This is a genomic window from Microbacterium meiriae (assembly GCF_040685015.1).
Taxonomy (GTDB): Bacteria; Actinomycetota; Actinomycetes; order Actinomycetales; family Microbacteriaceae; genus Microbacterium; species Microbacterium meiriae.
In genome coordinates, this window is the sequence record NZ_JBFBHD010000001.1 from 1,381,201 (window position 1) to 1,404,316 (window position 23,116).

Annotated in this window: 23 protein-coding genes; 21 read left to right on the forward strand and 2 right to left on the reverse strand. The window is 70.3% G+C overall.

Going from position 1 to position 23,116, the window contains the following annotated elements:
• Positions 1-23 precede the first annotated feature (23 nt).
• Genes AB0N68_RS06790 through AB0N68_RS06800 form a run of 3 tightly spaced genes read left to right on the forward strand, consistent with a single transcriptional unit; the run spans position 24 to position 2,752 of the window.
• The gene (locus AB0N68_RS06790; protein ID WP_363332376.1) at positions 24-1,388 is read left to right on the forward strand and encodes a dihydrolipoamide acetyltransferase family protein; all 1,365 of its coding nucleotides are present in this window, start codon (positions 24-26) and stop codon (positions 1,386-1,388) included.
• A gap of 51 nt (positions 1,389-1,439) precedes the next feature.
• On the forward strand, positions 1,440-2,063 hold the full coding sequence (locus tag AB0N68_RS06795) for a flavin reductase family protein (protein WP_259952566.1): 624 nt from the start codon (positions 1,440-1,442) through the stop codon (positions 2,061-2,063).
• A 17-nt stretch (positions 2,064-2,080) separates the two neighbouring features.
• A complete protein-coding gene (locus tag AB0N68_RS06800) occupies positions 2,081-2,752 on the forward strand; it encodes an ArsR/SmtB family transcription factor (protein WP_313366482.1) in 672 nt (223 codons plus the stop codon).
• A 248-nt stretch (positions 2,753-3,000) separates the two neighbouring features.
• On the opposite strand, the gene AB0N68_RS06805 is transcribed toward AB0N68_RS06800, so the two are convergent.
• The gene (locus AB0N68_RS06805; protein ID WP_313366481.1) at positions 3,001-4,215 is read right to left on the reverse strand and encodes an ROK family protein; all 1,215 of its coding nucleotides are present in this window, start codon (positions 4,213-4,215) and stop codon (positions 3,001-3,003) included.
• A gap of 96 nt (positions 4,216-4,311) precedes the next feature.
• On the opposite strand from AB0N68_RS06805, the gene AB0N68_RS06810 reads away from it, so the two are divergent.
• The 17 genes from AB0N68_RS06810 (at position 4,312) to AB0N68_RS06890 (ending at position 20,504) form a co-directional block, all read left to right on the forward strand.
• Positions 4,312-5,637, forward strand: coding sequence for an ABC transporter substrate-binding protein (locus AB0N68_RS06810; protein WP_259952563.1), 1,326 nt, complete (start codon positions 4,312-4,314; stop codon positions 5,635-5,637).
• The gene (locus AB0N68_RS06815) at positions 5,634-6,548 is read left to right on the forward strand and encodes a carbohydrate ABC transporter permease (protein WP_101848001.1); all 915 of its coding nucleotides are present in this window, start codon (positions 5,634-5,636) and stop codon (positions 6,546-6,548) included. The genes AB0N68_RS06810 and AB0N68_RS06815 overlap by 4 nt, the downstream gene beginning before the upstream one ends.
• A complete protein-coding gene (locus AB0N68_RS06820) occupies positions 6,548-7,426 on the forward strand; it encodes a carbohydrate ABC transporter permease (protein WP_085605188.1) in 879 nt (292 codons plus the stop codon). The genes AB0N68_RS06815 and AB0N68_RS06820 overlap by 1 nt, the downstream gene beginning before the upstream one ends.
• Positions 7,427-7,463: 37 nt before the next feature.
• Positions 7,464-9,155, forward strand: a complete 1,692-nt coding sequence (locus tag AB0N68_RS06825; RefSeq protein ID WP_313366480.1) for a glycoside hydrolase family 13 protein — start codon at positions 7,464-7,466, stop codon at positions 9,153-9,155.
• 64 nt (positions 9,156-9,219) lie between these two features.
• Positions 9,220-10,233 carry a metal ABC transporter substrate-binding protein gene (locus AB0N68_RS06830; RefSeq protein ID WP_313366479.1) on the forward strand — a complete coding sequence of 338 codons (1,014 nt, stop codon included), beginning with the start codon at positions 9,220-9,222 and terminating at the stop codon, positions 10,231-10,233.
• Positions 10,230-11,081 carry a metal ABC transporter ATP-binding protein gene (locus AB0N68_RS06835; RefSeq protein ID WP_370428263.1) on the forward strand — a complete coding sequence of 284 codons (852 nt, stop codon included), beginning with the start codon at positions 10,230-10,232 and terminating at the stop codon, positions 11,079-11,081. Before AB0N68_RS06830 ends, AB0N68_RS06835 begins: the two co-directional genes overlap by 4 nt.
• Positions 11,078-11,950 (forward strand): metal ABC transporter permease, encoded by an 873-nt coding sequence (locus AB0N68_RS06840; protein ID WP_370428264.1) that lies wholly within the window; start codon positions 11,078-11,080, stop codon positions 11,948-11,950. The genes AB0N68_RS06835 and AB0N68_RS06840 overlap by 4 nt, the downstream gene beginning before the upstream one ends.
• A 120-nt stretch (positions 11,951-12,070) precedes the next feature.
• The gene (locus AB0N68_RS06845; RefSeq protein ID WP_187662687.1) at positions 12,071-12,487 is read left to right on the forward strand and encodes a Fur family transcriptional regulator; all 417 of its coding nucleotides are present in this window, start codon (positions 12,071-12,073) and stop codon (positions 12,485-12,487) included.
• On the forward strand, positions 12,484-13,524 hold the full coding sequence (locus AB0N68_RS06850; RefSeq protein ID WP_313366478.1) for a permease: 1,041 nt from the start codon (positions 12,484-12,486) through the stop codon (positions 13,522-13,524). Before AB0N68_RS06845 ends, AB0N68_RS06850 begins: the two co-directional genes overlap by 4 nt.
• Positions 13,517-14,329: a TIGR03943 family putative permease subunit gene (locus AB0N68_RS06855; protein WP_363332381.1), complete on the forward strand. Its 813-nt coding sequence runs from the start codon at positions 13,517-13,519 to the stop codon at positions 14,327-14,329. The genes AB0N68_RS06850 and AB0N68_RS06855 overlap by 8 nt, the downstream gene beginning before the upstream one ends.
• Positions 14,319-16,166: an Ig-like domain-containing protein gene (locus AB0N68_RS06860; RefSeq protein ID WP_313366476.1), complete on the forward strand. Its 1,848-nt coding sequence runs from the start codon at positions 14,319-14,321 to the stop codon at positions 16,164-16,166. The genes AB0N68_RS06855 and AB0N68_RS06860 overlap by 11 nt, the downstream gene beginning before the upstream one ends.
• 1 nt (position 16,167) lies before the next feature.
• The gene (locus AB0N68_RS06865; RefSeq protein WP_313366475.1) at positions 16,168-16,890 is read left to right on the forward strand and encodes a DNA-3-methyladenine glycosylase; all 723 of its coding nucleotides are present in this window, start codon (positions 16,168-16,170) and stop codon (positions 16,888-16,890) included.
• Between the two features lie 191 nt (positions 16,891-17,081).
• Positions 17,082-17,318, forward strand: coding sequence for a 50S ribosomal protein L28 (gene rpmB, locus AB0N68_RS06870; RefSeq protein ID WP_017203559.1), 237 nt, complete (start codon positions 17,082-17,084; stop codon positions 17,316-17,318).
• Entirely contained in the window at positions 17,318-17,488 is a 171-nt protein-coding gene (gene rpmG / locus AB0N68_RS06875; RefSeq protein WP_017203558.1) for a 50S ribosomal protein L33, read from the forward strand. The genes rpmB and rpmG overlap by 1 nt, the downstream gene beginning before the upstream one ends.
• Positions 17,489-17,491: 3 nt before the next feature.
• Positions 17,492-17,797: a 30S ribosomal protein S14 gene (gene rpsN, locus AB0N68_RS06880; RefSeq protein ID WP_017829734.1), complete on the forward strand. Its 306-nt coding sequence runs from the start codon at positions 17,492-17,494 to the stop codon at positions 17,795-17,797.
• Between the two features lie 324 nt (positions 17,798-18,121).
• Positions 18,122-18,409: an HU family DNA-binding protein gene (locus tag AB0N68_RS06885; protein ID WP_017203554.1), complete on the forward strand. Its 288-nt coding sequence runs from the start codon at positions 18,122-18,124 to the stop codon at positions 18,407-18,409.
• A gap of 82 nt (positions 18,410-18,491) precedes the next feature.
• The gene (locus tag AB0N68_RS06890; protein WP_280564447.1) at positions 18,492-20,504 is read left to right on the forward strand and encodes a bifunctional copper resistance protein CopD/cytochrome c oxidase assembly protein; all 2,013 of its coding nucleotides are present in this window, start codon (positions 18,492-18,494) and stop codon (positions 20,502-20,504) included.
• A gap of 13 nt (positions 20,505-20,517) precedes the next feature.
• On the opposite strand, the gene AB0N68_RS06895 is transcribed toward AB0N68_RS06890, so the two are convergent.
• Complete coding sequence (locus tag AB0N68_RS06895; protein ID WP_187662683.1) at positions 20,518-21,588, reverse strand: hypothetical protein; 1,071 nt, start codon at positions 21,586-21,588, stop codon at positions 20,518-20,520.
• Between the two features lie 117 nt (positions 21,589-21,705).
• Between AB0N68_RS06895 and AB0N68_RS06900 the strand changes: the two genes are divergently transcribed.
• Positions 21,706-23,115 (forward strand): ATP-dependent DNA helicase, encoded by a 1,410-nt coding sequence (locus AB0N68_RS06900; protein WP_280564450.1) that lies wholly within the window; start codon positions 21,706-21,708, stop codon positions 23,113-23,115.
• The last annotated feature ends 1 nt before the right edge of the window (position 23,116 follow it).

The following is a 23,116-nucleotide window of genomic DNA, read 5'->3' on the forward strand; positions in this document are numbered from 1 at the left end:
CGCGGCCCACGAAAGGACTCCGCATGAGCACGCAGAACTTCCCCCTCCCGGACGTCGGCGAAGGGCTGACCGAGGCCGAGATCGTCGCGTGGAAGGTGGCGCCGGGTGACCGGGTCGCCATCAACGACGTCATCTGCGAGATCGAGACCGCGAAGTCCCTGGTCGAGCTGCCCTCCCCGCACGCGGGCGTGGTCGGCGAGCTGCTCGTCGACGAGGGGGCGACGGTCGAGGTCGGCACCCCGATCATCACCTTCGTGACCGACCCTGCGGCGGGCTCGGGGAACGGTTCGGTGGCGCCCGGCACCGTCGCGACGGCGGAGGCGCCCGCGCCCGAGGAGGGCGGCGGGTCGGTGCTCGTCGGCTACGGCTCCGGAAGCGGCGCGACCTCGCGGCGCAAGCGCCCGGCCGAGCGCCCCGTGCGGTCGTCGGTCGGCGTGATCGCGAAGCCGCCGATCCGCAAGCTCGCCCGCGACCTCGGCGTCGACCTCACGAGCGTGACGCCCACGGGTGCCGACGGCGAGGTCACCCGCGACGACGTCATGAAGCACGCCTCGCAGGCCAGCGTCTTCCGCAACATCGAGACCCCGGAGTGGGGGAGCGTGCGCGAGGAGACGGTGCCCGCGCCGCAGGTCCCGTCCGGCCTGGCTCGCGGCCTCGCACCGGTGCGCCCGTCGGCGGCCGGCGACGACCGTACCGAGTCCATCCCCGTGAAGGGCGTGCGCAAGGCGACGTCGTCGGCGATGGTGCAGAGCGCGTACTCCGCCCCGCACGTGACGGTGTGGAAGGAGATCGACGCCACCCGCACGATGGAAGTCGTCAAGCGCCTCAAGGCCTCGCCGGACTACGCCGACATCAAGGTCTCGCCGCTGCTCATCATGGCTCGCGCGGTGATCTGGGCGGTGCGCCGGACGCCGATGGTCAACGCGGCCTGGATCGACACCGAGGCCGGTGCCGAGATCGCCGTGCGCCACTACGTGAACCTCGGCATCGCCGCCGCCACGCCCCGGGGTCTGCTCGTGCCGAACATCAAGGACGCCCAGGACCTCAGCATGAAGGATCTCGCCCGCGCGCTGAACCGGCTCACGCTCACGGCGCGCGAGGGCAAGACCCCGCCGGCCGATCAGCAGAACGGCACGATCACCATCACGAACATCGGCGTGTTCGGGATGGACGCGGGCACTCCGATCATCAACCCGGGCGAGGCCGGCATCGTCGCCATGGGCACGATCAGCCAGAAGCCCTGGGTCGTCGACGGCGAGGTGCGCCCGCGCTGGGTGACCACGGTCGCCGGCTCGTTCGACCACCGCGTGATCGACGGCGACGGCATGAGCCGCTTCATCGCCGACGTCGCCTCCATCCTCGAGGAGCCCGCGCTCCTGGTGGACTGAGCAGGCCACGGTTCGGCGCGGCCCGAACGATCGGGTGGCGAGAATGGACGGATGAGAACCACGCGGAGCGTCGACCTGCCGGTGTTGTACTTCGGGACTCCTGTCGCGCTGATCACCACCGTCAACCCCGACGGGTCGTCGAACATCAGCCCGATCTCGTCCGCATGGGCGCTGGGGACGCGGTACATGCTCGGGCTCGGTGCCGAAGGGCAGGCGGCCGCGAACATCGGACGGGTCAGGGACCTCGTCATCAACCTCCCCTCCGCCGACCTCGTGCACGCCGTGGAGGCGATCGCGCCGACCACCGGTCGCTCGCCGGTTCCCGCCGAGAAGGTTCCCGCGTACCGGCATGAGCCGGACAAATGGAGTCTCGGGGGCTTCACCCCTGTGCCGTCGGAGGCGGTGATCCCGTTCCGGATCGCGGAATGCCCGGTGCAGATCGAAGCGCGCGTGGCCCAGATCATCCCGATCGACGGCGGCGACGCGCTGGCGGTCGAAGCCGAGGTCCTGCAGGTCCACGTGCACGAGGACATCTTGAAGGCGTACGGACCCGACCGCATCGACACGGACAAGTGGGACCCTCTGTCCTACGCCTTCCGCCATTACTTCGCCCAGGGGCCTCGGGTCGGCTCCAACTTCCGCGCGCCGCTCCTCGACGACCCCGTCGTGGCGTGATCGTCGATCCCTCGTCCGTGTCCCAGCTGGGACACGCGCTCAGCAGCCCGACGCGGGTGCAGATGTGTCTGGCGCTCCTCGACGGCCGGGCATGGACGGCCGGCGAGCTCGCGCGTGCCGCCGGGGTGTCGAGGTCGACGGCGTCGGAGCATCTGACGACGCTCCTCGACGTCCGGCTCGTCGCACTCCGCCGACAGGGGCGGCACTCCTACGTCACCCTCGCTTCCCCCGGCGCCGCGCACATCATCGAGGCCGCGACGGCGTACGCCGGGAAGGCGGCTCCGGTCTCGAGCCTCCGTTCGGCGACGGCGCGAGACGGCATGGCCCTGGCCCGCACCTGCTACGACCACCTCGCCGGTCGCCTGGGGGTCGCCCTCTTCGACGCCCTCGTCGAGCGGGGGCACCTCACGCCGGACCTGACGGTGACCGCGACGGGGCGCGACCTGTTCGAGAGCATCGCGGGGCCGGACGCGTTGGTGCCGTCGTCTCGTCGTCCTCTTGTGCGGAGCTGCCTCGACTGGACGGAACGGCGCTCGCATCTCTCGGGTCACCTCGGCGCGGTCCTCCTCCGCACCGCGCGCGACCGAGGCTGGATCCACCCTCAGCAGACCTCGCGTGCCGTGATGGTCTCTCCCGCCGGCGCGGCCGCCTTCCACACTCTCTTCGGTATTCCGCCGACACTGTCCTGACCGCGATCGGCATCCGCGTCCCACGACACAGGCGTTCGCGCGAGAACAGGCTCTGGAGTGAGGGAGAGCCTGAACTCCCGCGTTCGCCTGAGTTCGCGCGGGGGCCTGTTCTCGCGACAGGCTGGCGGGACAGGCGTTCGCGCGGGAACAGGCTGCCAGGGGTGGGAGAGCCTGAACTCGCGCGCTTGCCTGTTCTCGCGAGAGAGGGCGGGTCGCGAGGGGAGGGGGCGGCTGACGCAAGAGGGGGGTCAGGCGGTGAGACGCTGTTCCGCGAGGCGGGGGACGGCACGCTCCCTGGCAGCCCTCCGGGCGGTCGCGATCGCGCCGGCCGACACGACCTCCGCGCCGAGTGTGGAGGCGAGGATCTCGGGTGCGGGCAGGTGCAGCTCGTCAGGGAGGATCCGGCGGGCGGCGGCCAGCACAGGCTCGATGCTCTCCGCCACGGCCCCGCAGATGATCACGCGCGCGGGGTCGTACATGCTGCCGAGCACCCCGACGACACGGGCGAGGGTGGCCCCCACGCGCTCGGCGACGCGGAGGGCGTCGGCGTCTCCGGAGGCGGCGAGGGTCAGCACCAGCCGCGGATCGACCGGCCCGTCCGCCACGAGCCGTCCGAGGATTCCGTCTGCGGGAGCGCCCCCGTCTTCGACGGCGCTCCGAGCCTGTTCCTCCACGGCGTGACGGAGGCCCACCGCCGAGCCGACACCGATGATGTGATCGAACACCACGCCCTCGCCGACGCCGCCGTGGGCGCCATGCAGCACGTGCCCGTCGACGACGACGCCGCCGCCGAAGCGCTCACTCGCGAGCAGGGCCACGTAGTCGCGGCAGTCGACGGCCACCCCGAGCGTCCCCTCGGCGATCGCGGCGAGCTGGGCGTCGTTCTTCACCTCGACCACCGGGGCCCAGTCGCGCAGGGCCTCCGCGAGCCCGGGGTTCGTGCGCTCCCAGAAGCCGTCGGGGTGCGGGGGCGAGATGCCGTCGCGGTTGACGGGGGCGGCGACGCCGGCGCACACCGCGAGCACGCGCTCCGCGGGCACCCCGGCCTCGTCGCGCGCGGCGGTGAGGTGCTGCAGGATCGTCGCCCGGCGGTCCTCGACGCTCTGCGCGGGGTCGACCTCCACGCGATGGTGCACGAGCGTGCGATCGAGCAGATCCGCGACGGTGACGGCGAGATGGGTGTCGCCGGCGTCGATGCCCATCACCACGCCGAGGTCTGCCGCGAGGGCGAAGCGGCGCGCGGGGCGCCCGGAGCGGTAATCGCCGATGGCGCGCGCGTTGGGCAGCTCGCGCAGCACCTCCGCGGTGACGAGGGTGTCGATCGCGTCGATGGTGGTCGAGCGCGTGAGCGAGGTGCCGGCCATGGCCTCGGTGGCGGTGAACTCGCCGGCCGTCCAGGCGAAGTCGAGCACCGCGCTCACGCTCGCGCGGCCGGTGCCGAGTCCCGTCGAGACCTCTGTCACTCCCCTTGACCTTCCTGTCGCCCAGATGAGACAGTACCTCTAGACGGACTAAATTCGCTCACTAGATTTATTCCGCGGATCTACGAAAGGACGACGGTGTCTGCCACACGATCACGGGCGGTGCGCTGGACCGCCGGAGCGCTCGGCCTCGTGCTGACCGGCGCGGCGCTCACGAGCTGTGCCGCCGGCGGGGGAGCGGAGACGATCCGCTTCACGTTCAGCAAGCGCGAGGCCATCCCGTTCATGACGGAGCTCGTCGCGGAGTACAACGCGTCGCAGGACGACGTCCGGGTGGAGATCGACACGTCCGGCGTCGACGTCGTCTCGGCGAGCTTCGTCCGCGGGAACCCGCCCGACATCATGCTCGCCAACTACAACTACGAGGTCGCCCGGTTCGTGCAGCGGTGCGCGCTCACCGACCTCTCCGACACGGAGGCCGCCGCCGGCATCCGTGAGGACCTGCAGCCGTTGATGGACCAGTACGGCTCCTGCGAGGGGCGCACCAGCGCCCTGCCGTACTCGGTCATGGCCGCCTCGGTCATCTACAACACGCAGATCTTCGCGGAGCAGGGCCTCGAGGTGCCGCAGACCTGGGACGAGCTCCTCGCCGTCAGCGACAGCCTCCGCGAGGCCGGGATCGACCCGTTCTACGCCACGTTCAAGGACGACTGGACCGTCGCGCAGGGCTGGTACGACTACGCGGCCGGTGGCTCGCTGGACGTGCTGGCTTTCTTCGACGCGCTCGCCGCCGAGGGCACAGAGGTGGGCCCGGACTCGGAGGTCTCCTTCGAGAAGGACTTCGCGGAACCGATGGACCGGATGATGGTGCTCGCGAACGAGTACACGAACGAGGATGCGGCGAGCCGGGCGTACGGAGACGGCAACCTCGCCTTCGCGAAGGGGGAGGCCGCGATGTACCTCCAGGGGCCGTGGGCTTTCAGCGAGATCGCCAAGACCGACCCCGACCTCGACCTCGGCACCTTCCCGCTGCCCATGACCGACGATCCGGGCGACCTCGCCGTCCGGGTGAACATGGACCTCGCGGTCATGATCCCCGAGGAGTCGCAGCACCAGGAGGCCGCGCGCGACTTCCTGGAGTACCTCTACCTCCCGGAGAACATCGAGGAGTACAACGCCTCGCAGCTCGGGTTCACCCCGACGACGGACGCGGCACCGCCGGACGACCCGCGTATCGAGGGCATGATCGAGTACTACGACGAGGGGCGGATCTACCAGGGCCCGTCGGTCCTCGTCCCGAAGACCCTGCCGATGAACAACTACGCGCAGGCCATGGTGCTCGGCGCCGACCCGTCCTCCATCCTCCGCACCATGGACGCGGACTGGGCCCGCATCGCCTTCCGCGCCCCGATCCCGAGTTCCGAGGATTCCGCATCGGGCGAGACAGAGGAGTCCGCGCCATGAGCACCAGCACGACCGCCATCGTCACCGGCGAGCAGCGGAAGATCCGCCGCCACACGCGCCGCGTCGAGCCGATCTACTACCTGTTCCTGCTGCCGACCCTGGTGATCTTCACGCTCGCGATCACGGTCCCCGGCGTCATCGGCATCTTCTTCAGCTTCACCGACTCGATCGGCATCGGCGAATGGAGCTTCAACGGGCTGACGAACTACATCGCGCTGTTCAGCGACCCGGCGATCCTGCAGAGCTATCTCTTCACCTTCGGGTTCTCGATCGCGACAGTGATCGTCGTCAACGTCATCGCGTTCCTGCTGGCGGTCGGCCTCACCTCCCGCATCCGGTTCAAGACGGGGCTGCGGACGATCTTCGTGATCCCGATGGTGATCTCGGGCATCATCATCGCCTACGTCTTCAACTTCCTGTTCTCGAACTCGATCCCCGCGGCGGGCGCGGCCACCGGCATCCCGTGGCTGGAGACGAGCCTGCTCGCCAACCCCGACCTCGCCTGGGTCGCGATCGTGATCGTCACCGCCTGGCAGGCGGTCCCCGGCACGCTCCTCATCTACATCGCCGGACTCCTGTCGGTGCCGGGCGAGGTGTACGAGGCGGCGAGCATCGACGGCGCCAGCCGCACGCAGCAGCTGACCCGCATCACGATCCCCCTCGTCGCCGGATACGTCGTCATCAACGTGATCCTCGGCTTCAAGGGCTTCCTCAACGCCTACGACATCATCGTCGGCCTCACCAACGGCGGTCCCGGCACCGCCACCCGCAGCGTCGCGATGACGATCATCGCGGGCTTCAACGGCGGCGACTACGCCTACCAGATGGCCAACGCCACGATCTTCTTCATCGTGGCCGTGCTCATCTCCGTCCTCCAGCTCTCGCTGACCCGCGGAAGGAACACGTTCTGATGTCGACGGAGACCCTCACCACCATCCCCGCGGACGGACGCCGGAAGCGGCAGAAGATGGAGCGCGTCAACTGGTCGGGCACCATCATCCTGATCCTGTGCACGGCGACGATCCTCATCCCGCTGTACGTGACGATCTCGATGGCGTTCAAGACCACCGGGCAGGCGGTCGACGGCAACGCGTTCTCGCTGCCGGCGCCGTTCAGCATCGACGGCTTCGTGCAAGCGTGGACGCTGACGAAGTTCCCGGTCGGCGCCGCGATCTCGCTGCTCGTCACGGCAGGGACGGTCATCGCGACGATCGTCCTCGCGGCCTTCGCGTCGTACGCGATCGTGCGCAACTGGGACCGCCGGCTGTTCCGGTACTCCTTCTTCTACCTGCTGGCGGCGATGTTCATCCCGTTCCCCGTCGTGGCACTTCCGCAGATCCAGCTCACCGGACGCGTCGGCCTCGACAACCCGTTCGGCGTGATCATCCTCGCCACGATGTTCCAGCTCAGCTTCAGCGTGCTGCTGTTCACGGCCTTCCTGCGCTCGATCCCGATCGAGCTGGAGGAGAGCGCGCGGATCGACGGCGCCACGACCTGGCAGACGTTCTGGCGGCTCATCTTCCCGCTGCTCGCGCCGATGAGCGCCACGGTCGGCATCTTCGCCTTCCTCTACGCCTGGAACGACTTCATGATGCCGTCGCTGATCATCTCCGACCCGGCGCTGCAGACGCTCCCGGTGCGGCAGAACCTCTTCCAGAACCAGTTCAGCAACAACTACAACGTCGCCTTCGCCTCGTACCTGATGGCCATGGCGCCCGCGATCGTCGCCTATCTCTTCACTCAGCGCTGGGTGATGGAGGGTGTCACGCAGGGTGCCGTCAAGGGCTGACCCGACCCCCGCAAGAAACAAGGAGAGCCTCTTCCTCATGACCGATTCGCTGCTCACCGCGACCCGCGAAGACGACAAGACCGCGACCTGGTGGCGTCAGGCCGCCGTGTACCAGATCTATCCGCGGAGCTTCGCGGACGCCGACGGCGACGGCCTCGGCGACATCCCCGGCATCGTGTCGCGCGCCGACTACCTCGCCGAGCTCGGCATCGACGCGGTGTGGCTGAGCCCGTTCTACCCGTCGGAGCTCGCCGACGGCGGGTACGACGTGGCGGACTACCGGGACGTCGACCCCCGCCTCGGTACCCTCGACGACTTCGACGCCATGGTCGAGGCGCTGCACGCGCGGGGCATCCGCGTCGTCGTCGACATCGTCCCCAACCACACCTCCGACCAGCACGCCTGGTTCCAGGAGGCGCTGGCTGCCGGCCGCGGCTCGGCCGCCCGGGAGCGCTACATCTTCCGCGAGGGCACCGGTCCCGACGGCGCGGAGCCGCCCACCGACTGGGTCTCGGTCTTCGGCGGCAGCGCCTGGGAGCGCGTCGCGGACGGCCAGTGGTACCTGCACAACTTCGCCGTCGAGCAGCCCGACCTCAACTGGGACCACCCCGAGGTGCGCGAGGACTTCCTCACAACGCTCCGCTTCTGGTCGGACCGCGGCGTGGACGGGTTCCGCATCGATGTGGCCCACATGCTGACGAAGGACCTCACCGAGCCGCTGCCGTCGCGTGCCGAGCTCGACGCGATGGACCGCACCTCCGGCACGCACCCGATGATCGACCGCGACGACGTGCACGAGATCTACGCCCAGTGGCGCGCGGTCTTCAACGAGTACGACCCGCCGCGCACCGCGGTCGCGGAGGCGTGGGTGGAGACCCCGGAGCGCCGCGCGAAGTACGCCTCCGCAGAGGGGCTCGGACAGGCGTTCAACTTCGACCTGCTCGTCGCCGACTTCGACGCGGCGGACTTCCAGCGCATCATCGCCGACAACCTCGCCCAGGCGCAGGCCGCCGGATCCTCGACGACCTGGGTGCTCTCGAACCACGACGTGACCCGGCACGCCACCCGCTACGGCCTGCCGCCGCTGCGCGGACGCGCGGTCAAGCAGGGAACCGAGTGGGTGCGCGCGGGCGGCCCGGAGGAGGGACTCGATCGGGAAGGCGGTCTGCGTCGGGCGCACGCCGCGACGCTGCTGCTGCTCGGCCTGCCCGGCAGCGCCTACCTCTATCAGGGCGAGGAGCTCGGCCTGCACGAGGTCGCGGACATCACCCCCGACCAGCGCCAGGACCCCGGGTTCTTCCGCGGCGCGGACTTCGACGGCCTCGGGCGCGACGGCTGCCGCGTGCCGCTGCCGTGGACGGCGTCCGGCAGCTCATACGGCTTCGGCGCGGCCGGCGCGCACCTGCCGCAGCCCGCCTGGTTCGCGGAGTACGCGGTCGAGGTGGAGGACGCCGATCCCGGCTCGACCCTCAACCTGTACCGCGAGGCGCTGCGTCTCCGGCGACTGCTGCAGACCGGGGAGACGCTCGAGTGGGTCGACACGGGTCGGGAGGACGTGCTGCGGTTCCGCCGCCCGAACGGGTGGGAGGTCGTGACGAACTTCGGCACCGCTCCGTTCGATCTGGGCGCCGCGGCCGACGATGCCGTGCTGTCGACCGTGCCCCTCGACGGCTCCGTGCTGCCGGGCGAGGCCACGGCGTGGATCGCCTCGGGGGCGCTCGCGGACTGACTGCAGAGTCGGGGCGAGGGCACCGGTTTGATAATGGTTCTCATTAGCGTTTAGAGTGGGAATCATGAAGAAGCCCGTCCTCGCCCTCACACTCGCCTCCGTCGCCGCCCTCACGCTGGCCGGATGCTCGACCACCCCGGGCGCGGCAGAGGACGACGGCGCGGTGACGGTCGTCGCGAGCACCAACGTCTACGGCGACATCGCCGCGCAGGTCGGCGGGGACCGCGTCGACGTCACCTCGATCATCGACTCGGTCACCCAGGACCCGCACTCCTACGAGGCGAGTGCCCGCGACCGTCTCACGCTGCAGAAGGCCGATCTCGTGGTGGAGAACGGCGGCGGCTACGACGCGTTCATCGACAGCCTCCTGCAGGATGCGCAGGACCCGCACGTCGTCACCGCGGTGGAGTTCTCGCACGACTACCCGGGCAACGAGGGTCACGACGAGGGCGAGGACCACGATCACGGCGACGACGAGGCCGCGACCGAGGAGCCGCACGATCACGAGCACGCCGAGGGCGAGGACGAGCACGCCGGCCACGACCACATCGAAGGCTTCAACGAGCACGTCTGGTTCGACCCGCACACGATGATCCACGTCGTCGAGGCGATCGCCGACGAGCTCACCGAGATCGACCCCGACGGCGCCGACACGTTCCGCACGAACGCGGACGAGCTCGTCGCGGAGCTGGAGGGCTTCGAGGGCGACCTCGAGGCGATCAAGGCGGATGCCAGCGGTGCGACGGTGTTCATGACCGAGCCGTTGCCCGGATACCTGGCCACGGCCGCCGGGCTCACCGACGTCACCCCCGAGGGCTTCGCGGAGTCGGTGGAGGAGGGCAGTGACGTCGCGCCCGCCGTGCTGCTCGAGGCGCTGCAGGTCGTCGGGTCCGGCGATCTGACCGCCGTGCTCACCAACGCCCAGACCGGCGGCGCGGAGACGGAGCGCGTGGAGAAGGCCGCGGAGGACGCCGGGGTGCCCGTGGTCGCGTTTACGGAGCTGCTCGAGGACGGATCGTCGTACTCTGAGTGGATGAGTGACGCGATCCAGAGCCTCGCCGCCGCCGTCCAGTCGTGAGCGGAGCCCGTTCACAGGCTCAGCGACCCGCGAGGGAGACCGGCCCGGTCCTCGAGATCGCCGACGGCGCCCTGCAGCGGGGCGACCGCGAGCTCTGGTCGGGACTCGACCTCTCGGTGCAGCCCGGGGAGTTCATCGCCGTGCTCGGCCCATCGGGATCCGGGAAGACGACGCTCCTCCGCAGCATCCTGGGACTCCAGCCCCTCTCGCGCGGGAGCATCCGCGTGGCCGGCGAGCCCGTGCACCGCGGGAACGCCCGCATCGGCTACATCCCTCAGCAGCGCTCGCTCGCTCCCGACACGAGCATGCGGGCCCGTGATCTCGTCGCCCTCGGCGTGCAGGGCAGCCGCTTCGGCTTCCCGGTCCCGCACCGTGGCGACCGGGCGAAGGTCGACGCCCTGCTGGCCGCTGTCGGGGCGACCTCGTACGCGGACCGCCGGGTGGGCCTCCTCTCCGGCGGAGAGCAGCAGCGCCTCCGCGTCGGGCAGGCGCTGGCCGACGAACCCGCGCTGCTCCTCTGCGACGAGCCGCTGTCGAACCTCGACCTCGCCAACCAGGTCGCCGTCACCGACATCATCGATCGGCAGCGTCGGGAGCGCGGAGCCGCCGTGCTCTTCGTCACGCACGACGTCAACCCGATCCTGAACCGCGTCGACCGCATCCTCTACATCGCCGGCGGCCGGTTCCTCCTCGGGACCCCGGAGGAGGTGCTGCAGACCCGGGTGCTGACGGATCTCTACGGCACCCCGGTGTTCGTGCTCCGCGCCGGTGACCGGCTCGTCGTGGTCGGCGTCCCCGATGCGGAGCCGCACCACGACCATGACCACGAGCACGGGGGCGCCGCATGACCGTCGCGTCCGCTCTCGTCCCCATGGTCGGCTGGGACGACATCTTCTCCTTCCAGGACTACGGCGAGCTCGTCGCCCTGCTCGCGAACTCGATCATCGCGGGCGCCGTGCTCGGGCTCGTCGGCGGTCTCATCGGGGTGTTCGTCATGCAGCGCGATCTCGCGTTCGCGGTACACGGGGTGAGCGAGCTCTCCTTCGCGGGAGCGGCGGCGGCGCTGCTGTTCGGCGGCAGCGTCGTGCTCGGCTCACTCGGCGGAGCCCTCGTGGCGGCGATCCTCATCGGGGTCCTCGGCGCCAAGGCCAGGGACCGCAACTCGATCGTCGGCGTGCTCATGCCGTTCGGCCTCGGTCTCGGCATCCTGTTCCTGTCGCTGTACGACGGCCGCAGCGCCAACCGGTTCAGCCTCCTCACGGGGCAGATCGTGTCGGTCTCGAGTCCCGACCTCGGCTGGCTCGTCGGCATCAGCCTCGTGGTGCTGCTCGGCCTGCTCGTGATGTGGAATCCGCTGCGCTTCGACTCGCTCGATCCGGAGTCGGCGGCAGCCCGCGGGGTGCCCACCCGCACCGTGAGCCTGCTGTTCATGGTGCTTCTGGGGCTCATCGTCGCGGTGAGCGTGCACATCATCGGCGCGCTGCTGGTGATGGCGCTCCTGGTGACGCCCGCTGCCGCAGCCATGCGGATCACGGCGGGCCCGGTCGCGGTGCCGGTGCTGGCGGCGCTGTTCGGGTTCGTCTCGGCCGTCGGCGGCATCCTCCTCGCGCTCGCCGGCACCCTGCCCGTCAGCCCCTACATCACGACCCTGTCCTTCACGATCTACGTCGTGTGCTGGATCGTGCAGCGCGTCCGTTCCCGGGTCACCCGCGTCTGACCCCCTTCGAGTCGCGCACTTCGCTCCATTTCGGCCGCAGATGCCGCCAATCGGGCGACTCGAATCCGCGGTGGGGGCGCTCCCAGCCCTCGCCGATCCCGGCGGCCTAGAATCGATGGCATGGCTCAGCGGAACACCTGGCAGCGCGAACGCGTGCGCGAAGCGCTCGCCGACGCGCGCGGTTTCGTGAGCGCACAGAGCCTGCACGCGACGCTCCGCGACGACAACACGGGGATCGGCCTGGCCACCGTATACCGCGCCCTCGCCGGACTCGCGGCGGCCGGAGATGCCGACTCGCTGCAGAGCCCCGAGGGGGAGGCGCTCTACCGGGCGTGCACCACCCAGGGCCACCACCACCACCTCATCTGCCGGTCCTGCGGCCTCACGGTCGAGATCGAGGCGAAGGACGTGGAGCAGTGGGCGCACCGCACGGCCGCCCTGCACGGCTTCACCGAGGCCGCGCACGTGGTCGACATCTTCGGACTGTGCACCCCCTGCGCGAACAAGCGCGACGCCGAGAGGACTGCGACAGCGTGACCGCCCCGGCACGAACGGCCACCCGTCCGGGCCACACGCACCGTCGAGCGCCCTCGCCGCGCTCGACGTGGATCGCCGTCGGCATCGGCGTCGTGATCGTCGCGGCGCTGTTCCTCATCGACGCCTTCCTCCCCACCCTCTTCCCCGCCTCGCTGCCCACCCGCGCGCAGGACGGTCTGACACTCGCTCTCAGCGTGCTGATCGAGGCGCTGCCGTTCGTGGTGCTCGGCGTGCTGCTGTCGATCGTGGTGCAGGTCTGGCTCCCGGCGGACGTCATCCACCGCTGGCTCCCGCGCCACGCCTGGGCCCGCCGCGCCGTGCTCTCCCTGCTCGGCATGCTCATCCCGGTCTGCGAGTGCGGGAACGTCCCGTTCGCCCGCGGACTCATGATGCGCGGACTCGCCCCCGCGGAAGCGCTGACCTTCCTCATCGCGGCGCCGATCGTGAACCCGATCGTGATCCTCACGACGCACGCCGCGTTCGGATGGGACGGCGGCATCCTCGTCGCCCGCCTCGTCGGTGGCTACCTCATCGCGAACCTCATCGGCTGGATCTACAGCCGCCACCCCTCGCCGGAGTCGCTGCTCACCCAGCGCTTCGTCGACACGTGCGAGCGCGTGACCCACGAGCCGGGAACTCCCGTGCGCCGCAGCCTCACGCAGTTCCTCGTCGAGCTGCGGGCCGTGATGCCGGCGCTCGTGATCGGCTCCGCGCTGGCGGGGGCCGTGCAGGTCCTCATCCCGCGCGACGTCCTGCTCACGATCGGCGCCAACCCCGTGCTGTCCATCGTCGCGATGATGCTGCTCGCGATCGTCGTGGCGATCTGCTCCAATGTCGACGCCTTCTTCGCGCTGTCGTTCGCGTCGACCTTCTCCTCGGGGGCCCTCGTGGCGTTCCTCCTGGTCGGGCCGCTCGTCGACATCAAGATGCTGGCGCTGATGCGCACGACCTTCACCACCCGGACGCTCGTCGGGATCACCGCTGTCGTGCTGGCGTCGGCCTTCGCGATCGGGATCGGGGTGAACGTCCTTGCCTGAGCTCTCCGTCCGCACGCGCGCCCTCGCGACCCGGTGGCTGGGGATCGGTCTGGCCTCCGTCGTCGCCGTCGTCACCCTCGGCCTCGCGGTGACCGACCGCCTCAGCCTCTACATCAGCCCGGAGTCGGTGTGGTTCGCATCGGCTGCCGCCGTGGTCACTCTCGCCGGAGCCGTCTGGTCGTGCACGCTGCCCCTGGGCGCGGAGGAGGATCACGGGCACGACCACGGTCCCGCCTCCGCCCGATCTGCGGAGTCGGAGCACTCCTCCGCTGAGGAGAGCGAGCGCCCCTCCGTCCCGTCGCGCCGGACCCTCGCCGGAGTCGGTGCGCTGGCCGGCGGTGTGGTGGCGACGGGGGTCGTCGTCTTCGCACTCGTCCTGCCTCCCGCCTCGCTCTCGGTCGAGCTCGCGATGTCGCGCGCCGGGGAGGAGACCGCACTGTTCGCCGGCGCCGACACGGTCGCCCTCGGGGTCGCGGACACGTCGACGTTCGGCGTGGGCGACTGGGCGAGCGTCTTCGCCGCCGCGACGAACACCACGGCCTATGACGGGGCCGACGTCACGTTGCAGGGCTTCGTCACGCCGGGCGACGGCGACGGCGTCAACCTCACCCGGCTCGTGATCACCCACTGCGTCATCGACGCCCAGACGGCGGCGCTGCCGGTGAGCGTCGACGCGGACGCGTACAAGACCGGACAATGGGTCGAGATCACCGGGACCGTCCGTGCGGATGAGAACGGCTCCCTGCACATCGAGCCGACCGATGTCGTGGCGATCGACGAGCCGAAGGACCCGTATGAGTACTGACGACGAGCGGCCGGAGCCGCCCGCCGTCCCGCGGACCCGCGCCGAGCTGCGCGCTGCCAGGGAAGCGGAGGAGCGCGCCGCCGAGGAGCAGACGGCCGCAGAGCGCGCGGCCACCGAGCAGGCTGAAGCGGAGCAGGTCGCGGCGGAACGTGCGGCCGTGGAGCGGATGGCCGCCGAGGTCGCCGCCGAGCATGCCGCCGTCGATCGCGAAGCTGCGGCGGAGCGTGAAGCGGCAGAGCGCGCTGCTGCGGAGCGTGAGGCTGCGGAGCGTGAGGCCGCAGAGCGCGCTGCTCCCGATGCGGCCGCCGGCGTCCCCGCGATCCCGCAGGCGCCCGAGCCGGTGTTCACCCCCGCGGGGCCGGCGTCCACCCCCGCGGCGAGCAGCGAACCGGGAGATGCATCGGATCCGGGCTGGACGCCGACCACCGACCTCCCCACCGACGACGATGCGCCTCCGCCCGCGCCGTGGTCCCGCCGCCGCTTCCTCGTCACGATCGGTGCCGTGGTCGGAGTGCTCGTGCTCGTCGGCACCGGACTCGGAATCGTCAGCCTGCTCCAGGGCCCCCGGGTGACCGATGTGCAGGTCGACGCCGCCCAGGCCATCGAATCCTCAGGGAGCCGCGTCATCCTCACGGCGAATCAGCCGCTCTCCGCCATCGACCCCGAGCAGGTCACGGTCGAGCCGTCCGTGCCGTTCACGGTCGATGCCGCCGGTCGGGGCGTCGGCGTGCGCTTCACGGTGCCCCTCGACGACGACACGACCTACACGGTGACCGTCTCCGACGTGACGGGTGCGGGAGGAGGCCCGGCCGCCGATCTGACGACATCCTTCGAGACCCCGGCGTCGTCGATCTTCCTCCTGCGCCGCGACCCCGACGGCGACGACATCATCTTCCGCACCGACCTGAGCGGCGAGAACGCGCAGCCGGTGTTCTCCCACCCGCGGATCGACGACTTCCGGGCCACGTCCACGCAGCTCGTGGCCGCGGTCGAGGATGACGACCAGTCGCGGCTGCTCGTGATGGACAGGGACGGCTCCGACCAGCGCGAGCTCCCCCTCCCCGGCGAAGGCTACGTGGGCGCGATCCAGGTGTCCGAACGCGGCAACCTCGTCGGCTACAGCTACTCCGATCGCGAGCTCAGCGACACCGAGGGGCGCGCGAGCGTGCTCGTCACCCAGTCGCTGAGCGGCGACGACGAGCCCCGCATCATCGAGGTCGGGGACAAGCAGGTGAGCGTCTTCGTGTGGCAGTTCGTGCCGGACAGCGCCGCCGTCCTGTTCATCGACTTCGACGGAGCGCTGTCCCTCGTGGACCAGTCGGCCGACACCGGCGTGCAGTCCCTCGGTCTCGCCACGACGATCCAGGGCATCTCCCGCGGCACCTACACCGCGATCGTCGAGCGACTGGACGGATCGGTGGTGGAGCTCGACCTGGCGGACGGATCGGAGGAGCCGCTCGCGGCGTCGGAGCCGGACTACGGCACCGCGACCTCCATCACGCCGTTCCCCGGCGGAACGCTGCGTCACGTCGTCGCCAGGGACGAGGGCGGCCTCCCGGTGGGACAGGCCGTCATCCGCGTCGACGACTCCGGCGCGGCCACGCCGCTGGTCGAGGTGAGTTCGGCCGACTCGATCCTCCAGGCCTGTGCGTCGCCGAGCGGGCAGTACGCCGCGGTGGTGATCGCGCCGGACATGGCGGACAACGCCTACGACGGGATGCTGCTGCCGCTGCCGGAGAAGCTCGAGACGCACCTCATCGACATGAAGACCGGGGACGAGATCGTCGCACTGACCGGTTTCGACGCGTCCTGGTGCCAGACGGCGCCGCGGTTCTGACATGACGGGGCCCCTGGCGCTGCGGCGCGCGACCCGCGAAGACGTGATGCGCTCCGCCGTGGAGGTCGCGCCGACCCTCCTCGGCGCGGAGCTGCGGACCGTGGTCGTCGAGGACGGTCGCCCGGTGGAGGTGCGCGTGCGGATCACCGAGGTGGAGGCCTATCACGGGCAGGGCACCGGAGCGCTGGCGGACCCGGGGTCCCACGCCCGCATGGGCCGCACCGCCCGGAACGCCACGATGTGGGGCGAGCCGGGCCATCTCTACGTATACCTGAGTCACGGCATCCACTCCTGCGTCAACGTGGCCTGCGGTCCCGAGGGGCAGGGTGACGGGGTGCTGCTGCGCGCGGGGGAGATCGTGACCGGGGTGGAGGAGGCGGCGCGGCGACGGCGTGCGGTCCTCCCGCTCGGCCGCACCGCTCGGCGGGACCTCGCGCGAGGGCCCGGACGGCTCGGACAGGCCGCGGGACTGCGGCACTCCCTGCACGACGGCATCGACGCCATCACCGGCGAGGAGCGGAACGGCGCCAGGGCGGAGTTGTGGCTCGGCCCTCCCGTGGTCGACGTGGCCCAGGGCCCGCGGGTGGGGGTGGCGGGCATCGCCGGCACGGACGCGTTCCCTTGGCGTTTCTGGATCCCCGGCGACCCCACGGTGTCCGCGTTCCGGTGGGGCCGGGGCGCCGCCGACGCTTCGAGTCGCGCGAATGGCGGCGTTTCGGGCTGAGATGGGGCCATTCAGGCGATTCGAGCGGCTGCTCGGAGCCGTGCTAGACTGACTCTTCGTCTGCGCACGCTCCTGTGCGCAGTTCGTGTGCTCCCCCTTCTTCCGCCGAGAGATCGGCATGCGGGGCGGCGTGCAGACAAGGGATCTTGGGTGAGGCCGTCCGGTCTCACGGTAATGAAGGAGTCATCATCATGGCAGCAGTGTGCCAGGTGACCGGAGCTGTTCCCGGCTTCGGTCACAACGTCTCGCACTCGCACCGCCGGACGAAGCGTCGCTTCGACCCGAACGTGCAGAAGAAGACCTATTTCGTGCCCTCGCTCGGTCGTAAGATCACGCTCAACGTGTCCGCCAAGGGCATCAAGGTGATCGACGTGCGCGGCATCGAGAACGTCGTCAAGGACCTCCAGGCGAAGGGTGTGAAGCTCTAATGGCCAAGAAGGCTCAGGACGTCCGTCCGATCATCAAGCTGCGTTCGACGGCGGGTACGGGTTACACGTACGTGACCAAGAAGAACCGCCGCAACACCCCCGACCGCCTCGTGCTCAAGAAGTACGACCCGGTCATCCGTCAGCACGTCGAATTCCGAGAGGAGCGTTGATCCATGGCTAAGAAGAGCAAGATCGCGCGCAACGAGCAGCGCAAGGTCATCGTCGAGCGCTACGCCGAGCGTCGTGCCGAGCTGAAGAAGACCCTGGTCGACCCGAACGCCACCGACGAGGCCCGCGAGGCCGCCCGCGTCGGCCTGCAGAAGCTGCCGCGCAACGCGTCGCCGGCTCGCGTGCGTTCGCGCGACGTCATCGACGGCCGCCCCCGTGGTGTCCTCACGAAGTTCGGCATCTCGCGTGTCCGCTTCCGTGACATGGCGCACCGTGGCGAGCTGCCCGGCGTGACCAAGTCGAGCTGGTAAGCACCCAGCGAGAAGGGGCGGGGATCTTCGGATCCTCGCCCCTTTTGCATGCCCGGGAACGCAGGCGATCACGCCGAATCAGGCGCATATGTCAGGGAGTGCCTGATGCCGCGCGGCGGCCTGAACCCGCGAGCGGGCGCCCGAAAACGTGTGACGCGAGTGGCCAATGTGACGCGACACGCCGGGAAATCGGTCGAAACCCGCGAAATGACGCGGAAATCCGGGTGGCCGTTGGTACATTCGAGGCGGTCACACGACCAACGGGGAGCACCCGCTCCTCGCACCCACACACGATGCGACGGTCCTTCGTCGCTGGAGGATGACATGGCTGACAAGTCCATCACCAAGACCGAGCTCGTCGCGAGCATCGCTTCCGCCACCGGCCAGAGCCAGGCCACCGTCTCCGGTGTCCTCGACTCGCTGTTCGCCACGGTCTCCGACGCCGTCGCCAAGGGCAGCAAGGTCTCCATCCCGGGCTGGATCTCGTTCGAGCAGGTCGACACGGCCGCCCGCACGGGCCGCAACCCGCAGACCGGCGCCGAGATCAAGATCCCGGCCGGCAAGCGCGTCAAGGTGACCGCCGGCTCCAAGCTCAAGGCTGCCGTCAAGTAAGACCGCACCCGTTCGAAGGCCGCCCCCGCTCCGGGGGCGGCCTTCGTGCGTTCTCCCTGCTGCGCGCGCCTAGGCTGGAGGGGTGAGTTCCCGCACCGAGACGCCGCGCCCGACGTCGGCGTACCGTCTCGCCGGCATCGTGATCCTCCTCGTCGCAGCCGGAGCCGCTCTGGTCTGGGCGCTCCTGGTCGGGGGAGGGGCGAACCCGCCGCTGCTGCAGGACCCAGGGCCGGTGGTGCTGTGGGGCACACCCTTGGCGAAGCTCGTGATGAACATCGCCGGCGCCGTCATGCTCGGCTCCCTCGTGCTGGCGCTCTTCGGACTGCAGGCGGGGGAGCGCACCTTCGACACGGCCCTGAACATCGCGTCCATCGGCGCCGCCGTCTTCACCGTCTCCGCCGGGCTCGCCGGGTTCTTCTCCTTCATGGCCGCCTTCAACCCGCAGCTCAGCATCGAGCGCGAGTTCGGTTCGCAGCTCGGGCGCTTCCTGCTCGAGCTCCCGCTGGGGCAGTCGTGGCTGATCACAACGATCCTGGGCGCCGTCATCACGGTGCTCGCGTTCGCCTGGCGCACCTGGACACCCACGCTGCTCACCGCCCTGCTGGCCGCGGTGTCTTTCCTGCCGCTGGCGACCCAGGGGCACGCCGGGGACCTCGACGGACACAACATGGCCGTCAACTCGATCCTCCTGCACACCATCGGCGCGGCGGCGTGGCTCGGCGGGCTGCTCCTTCTCGTGCTGTTGCGCGGGCAGCACGGGCTCGACCTCCCCCGGCTCGTCGGCCGCTACTCGTCGCTGGCGATCGCGGCCTTCGCGGTCGTCGCCTTCTCCGGCTTCACGCGGTCGATCGTGGCCGTCGGAAGCTGGGAGGCCGTGTGGACGACCCCCTACGGCCTCATCGTGGTCGTCAAGGCCGTCCTGCTCGTCGGCATGGGACTGCTCGGCGCCTGGTACCGCACGCGGCTGATCCCGAAGCTGAGCGGCGCCCGCGCCTCCCGGTGGTTCTGGGCTCTGGTCCTCGGCGAGGTGGCGCTCATGGGCCTCGCCTCCGGCGCGGCGGCCGCGCTCGCTCGCACGCCCCCGCCGACCGGGGAGGTCGCCGCGTTCGCGCAGACCCCCGCGCAGATCCTCACCGGCTCGCTGCTGCCGCCGGAGCTCACTCTGGAGCGCTGGTTCACGGCCTGGGACATCGACGTGCTGTGGCTCGTCGCGGCGGGCTTCGGACTCTTCTTCTACCTCGCAGGCGTGCGCCGGCTCCGGCTGCGCGGCGATCGCTGGCCGATCCACCGCACCGTCTTCTGGGTGCTCGGTCTGCTCCTGCTGGTGTGGGTGACCGGCGGACCCATCAACGCGTACCAGGAGTACCTCTTCAGCGTGCACATGCTGGGGCACATGATGCTCTCGATGGCGATCCCGCTGCTCCTCGTCTCCGGGGCGCCGATCACCCTCGCGCTGCGCGCCATCCACAAGCGCGACGACGGCACCCGCGGTGGTCGCGAATGGATCATGTGGGCCGTCCACTCGCCGTTCGCGAGGGTCGTGACGCACCCGATCGTGGCGGCGGCGATCTTCATCCTCTCCCTCTGGGCGTTCTACTTCACCGACCTGGTGCGCTGGTCGATGTTCGAGCACCTCGGGCACGAGTGGATGGTCGCCCACTTCCTGATCTCTGGGTACCTCTTCGTGATGAGTCTGATCGGCGCCGACCCGGTGCCGTATCGCCTGCCGTACCCCGGCCGGCTCATCACCCTCATCGCCGTGATGGCCATGCACGCGTTCTTCGGCATGGCGATCATGATGCAGGAGGGGCTCATGGTCGCCGACTGGTTCGGTGCGATGGGCCGCGACTGGGGCGCCGACCCGATGACCGACCAGTACGTGGGCGGTGGCATCGCGTGGTCGATCGGGGAGATCCCGACGCTCATCCTCGCGATCACCGTCGCCATCCAGTGGAGCCGGAGCGACACCAAGCTCCAGCGTCGCCGCGATCGGCATGCCGATCGCACCGGCGATGCCGAGCTGGAGGAGTACAACGCGCGGCTCGCCGACCTCGCGGCCCGGGATCAGCGCGCGGCGGAGCGCCAGGGCCGCTGACCGGGCACCGGTCTCACTTCACGGGATCGTCCGGGGAGCCGACGCGGATCGATGCCGAGCCGTCCGGGAGGATGGCGATGGAGCCGTTGACCCGGAAGGGCACGTCTTCGGAGACCGGCTCCACGGAGCCGTCGAAGAGCGACTGGATCTCGACCTCGACGTGCGCCACGGCGTCGGTGGCCGGGATCTGCCAGTGACCGTCGTCGGACGGCGCGACCATGATCTCGGGCTGCTGGGCGATGGACCACTTCGGCGGCGCGGCGATCCTGTTCTCGACGCGCAGGCCGAACGGGCACGCGGTGGGCTGCAGCACCTCCTGCGTGGTGCACGCGGTGAGGAACTCCTCGACGCGCTCCTGGACCACGTCGACGAACTCCTCCGTCGGCTCGGTCTGCACGTCGAGAGGGGTCACGGCGAGTGGCTCGTCGGCGAGCACGCCGTGCCCGGTGGACTCCGCGATCGCGGTGTCGACCGTCACGGAGTAGAGCCCGGGGGTGAAGACGAGCAGCGGGAGAGGCTCCAGGGGCAACGCCGCGGGCCCGGCGGCGGAGACCTGGCGGCGGTCGACCTCGAACCCGTTCACGGAGAACCGGTCGGCTCCGCGCACCGTGAGCTCGACGACGGCGAGGGGGCTGGTCGTGAACCGCCAGTTCGGTGTGACGCCGGCCCAGCCGTCCTGCGCGACGTGGAACGTGGTGGTGCCGGAGTGGCCGCCGGCGCGGTAGCTGACGGTCACCGCGGTGCCGTCGCCGGAGGGCTCCTCGGATTCGACCTCGACGTCGCTGAGCGGACCGAGGGCGGAGCGGCGCAGCATCGCCTCGGACGCGGCGGGGTCGATCCCTGCGTCATCGAGGGTCTCCCGGTCGATCGCGACACCGGGAACGCGGAGGGCATCGGCGGCTCGCCCCTCGGACAGCAGGTCGAGATAGCGGACCACGAACGCCGACGGGCCGTAGAACTGCCGGTAGAGCGTCGCGCCACCCGCGCCGATCGCGGCCAGCAGGAGGACGCCGATGAGGCCCAGGATCGCCAGATCGGCGCCCAGGCGCGACCGCCGGGGCGCGCGCGTCCCGGCCCGCTCCATGCCGGTCAGTCTAGGAGGGCGTCCTGGGGGGACGCCGAGCGTCGGCGGCCCCGTCCCGGACGGGGCACGTAGCATGGGGGAGCGCCCCGTGTCCGCCCCGTCAGCCCTGTGAGAACCGTGTCCCTTCCCGCCCTGTCCGAGGAGCAGCAGGAGCTGTTCCGGCTCATCGAGGACACCAGCGAGCACGTGTTCATCACGGGACGCGCCGGCACCGGGAAGTCCACGCTGCTGCAGCACTTCGCCTGGAACACGAAGAAGCAGATCGCGATCTGCGCTCCCACGGGCGTCGCAGCGTTGAACGTGGAGGGGCAGACGATCCACTCCCTGTTCCGCCTCCCGATCGGCCTCATCGGGGACGGCGACATCGATCAGAACGATGCGACCCGACGCATCCTCAACGCGATCGAGACCCTCGTCATCGATGAGATCTCCATGGTCAACGCCGACCTCATGGACGCCATCGATCGGTCGCTGCGGCAGGCGAGAGGGCGGCGGGGAGAGCCCTTCGGCGGTGTGCAGGTCGTCATGTTCGGCGATCCCTATCAGCTCGCTCCGGTCCCGCCCCGGGGCGATGAGGCTCGGTACGTGAAGGATCACTACCGGTCGTTCTGGTTCTTCGACGCGAAGGTGTGGGCGGGCCCGTCGACAGGCTCTTCGACAGGCTCAGGGACTCAAGAGACCCAGGGGGCGTTGTTCGAGGTCGACACCCGGGCGGAGCTGCACGTGCGGGAGCTCGTGCAGATCCACCGCCAGTCGGACGACGGCTTCAAGTCCATGCTCAACGCCGTCCGCTATGGACGGGTGACGGCGGAGATCGCCGGGATCCTCAACGCTCAGGGCGCGCGCACCCCGCCGGAGCCCGAGCCCGGCGAGGTGCCGATGATCACCCTCGCCACCCGCAACGACATCGTGAACAGCATCAACAGCCGGTATCTCGCCGCGCTGCCCGGCAAGGAGCAGACCGCGCGGGCGGAGGTCAACGGCGACTTCGGCCGCGGCGAGGCCTCTCTCCCCGCCGAATCCGAGCTCAAGCTCAAGGTGGGGGCGCAGGTGATGTTCCTGCGCAACGACACCGCGATGACCGGAGAGCCGCCGCGCTGGGTCAACGGCACCATCGGGACGGTGACCCGCATCCTCGGCGGGACCGTGCGGGTGGAGATCGACGGCGAGGAGGTCGACGTCGAGCCGGCCGTCTGGGAGCGGTTCCGGTACGCCTACGACCCCAACACGAAGAAGCTCTCCCGGGACGTCGTCGCCGAGTTCACGCAGTTCCCGCTGCGGCTTGCGTGGGCCGTGACGATCCACAAGTCCCAGGGCAAGACCTACGATCGCGCCGTGATCGACTTGGGCTCCGGGGCCTTCGCGCCGGGGCAGACCTACGTCGCGCTGAGCCGGCTCACGTCGCTCGACGGGCTGTACCTCTCCCGTCCGTTGCGGCCGAGCGACATCCGCGTGGATGAGGACGTGCGCCGGTTCATGCGCGATGCGTGGCTGGCGGCCTCGACGCCGGAGCTGCCGAGGACCTGAG

Excerpts from the sequence above, each read along its gene's own strand:
- AB0N68_RS06790 (WP_363332376.1), top strand. The coding sequence starts at position 24 with ATGAGCACGCAGAACTTCCCCCTCCCGGACGTCGGCGAAGGGCTGACC.
- AB0N68_RS06795 (WP_259952566.1), top strand. The coding sequence starts at position 1,440 with ATGAGAACCACGCGGAGCGTCGACCTGCCGGTGTTGTACTTCGGGACT.
- AB0N68_RS06815 (WP_101848001.1), top strand. The coding sequence starts at position 5,634 with ATGAGCACCAGCACGACCGCCATCGTCACCGGCGAGCAGCGGAAGATC.
- AB0N68_RS06820 (WP_085605188.1), top strand. The coding sequence starts at position 6,548 with ATGTCGACGGAGACCCTCACCACCATCCCCGCGGACGGACGCCGGAAG.
- AB0N68_RS06825 (WP_313366480.1), top strand. The coding sequence starts at position 7,464 with ATGACCGATTCGCTGCTCACCGCGACCCGCGAAGACGACAAGACCGCG.
- AB0N68_RS06830 (WP_313366479.1), top strand. The coding sequence starts at position 9,220 with ATGAAGAAGCCCGTCCTCGCCCTCACACTCGCCTCCGTCGCCGCCCTC.
- AB0N68_RS06840 (WP_370428264.1), top strand. The coding sequence starts at position 11,078 with ATGACCGTCGCGTCCGCTCTCGTCCCCATGGTCGGCTGGGACGACATC.
- AB0N68_RS06845 (WP_187662687.1), top strand. The coding sequence starts at position 12,071 with ATGGCTCAGCGGAACACCTGGCAGCGCGAACGCGTGCGCGAAGCGCTC.
- AB0N68_RS06860 (WP_313366476.1), top strand. The coding sequence starts at position 14,319 with ATGAGTACTGACGACGAGCGGCCGGAGCCGCCCGCCGTCCCGCGGACC.
- AB0N68_RS06865 (WP_313366475.1), top strand. The coding sequence starts at position 16,168 with ATGACGGGGCCCCTGGCGCTGCGGCGCGCGACCCGCGAAGACGTGATG.
- rpmB (WP_017203559.1), top strand. The coding sequence starts at position 17,082 with ATGGCAGCAGTGTGCCAGGTGACCGGAGCTGTTCCCGGCTTCGGTCAC.
- rpmG (WP_017203558.1), top strand. The coding sequence starts at position 17,318 with ATGGCCAAGAAGGCTCAGGACGTCCGTCCGATCATCAAGCTGCGTTCG.
- rpsN (WP_017829734.1), top strand. The coding sequence starts at position 17,492 with ATGGCTAAGAAGAGCAAGATCGCGCGCAACGAGCAGCGCAAGGTCATC.
- AB0N68_RS06885 (WP_017203554.1), top strand. The coding sequence starts at position 18,122 with ATGGCTGACAAGTCCATCACCAAGACCGAGCTCGTCGCGAGCATCGCT.
- AB0N68_RS06895 (WP_187662683.1), bottom strand. The coding sequence starts at position 21,588 with ATGGAGCGGGCCGGGACGCGCGCGCCCCGGCGGTCGCGCCTGGGCGCC.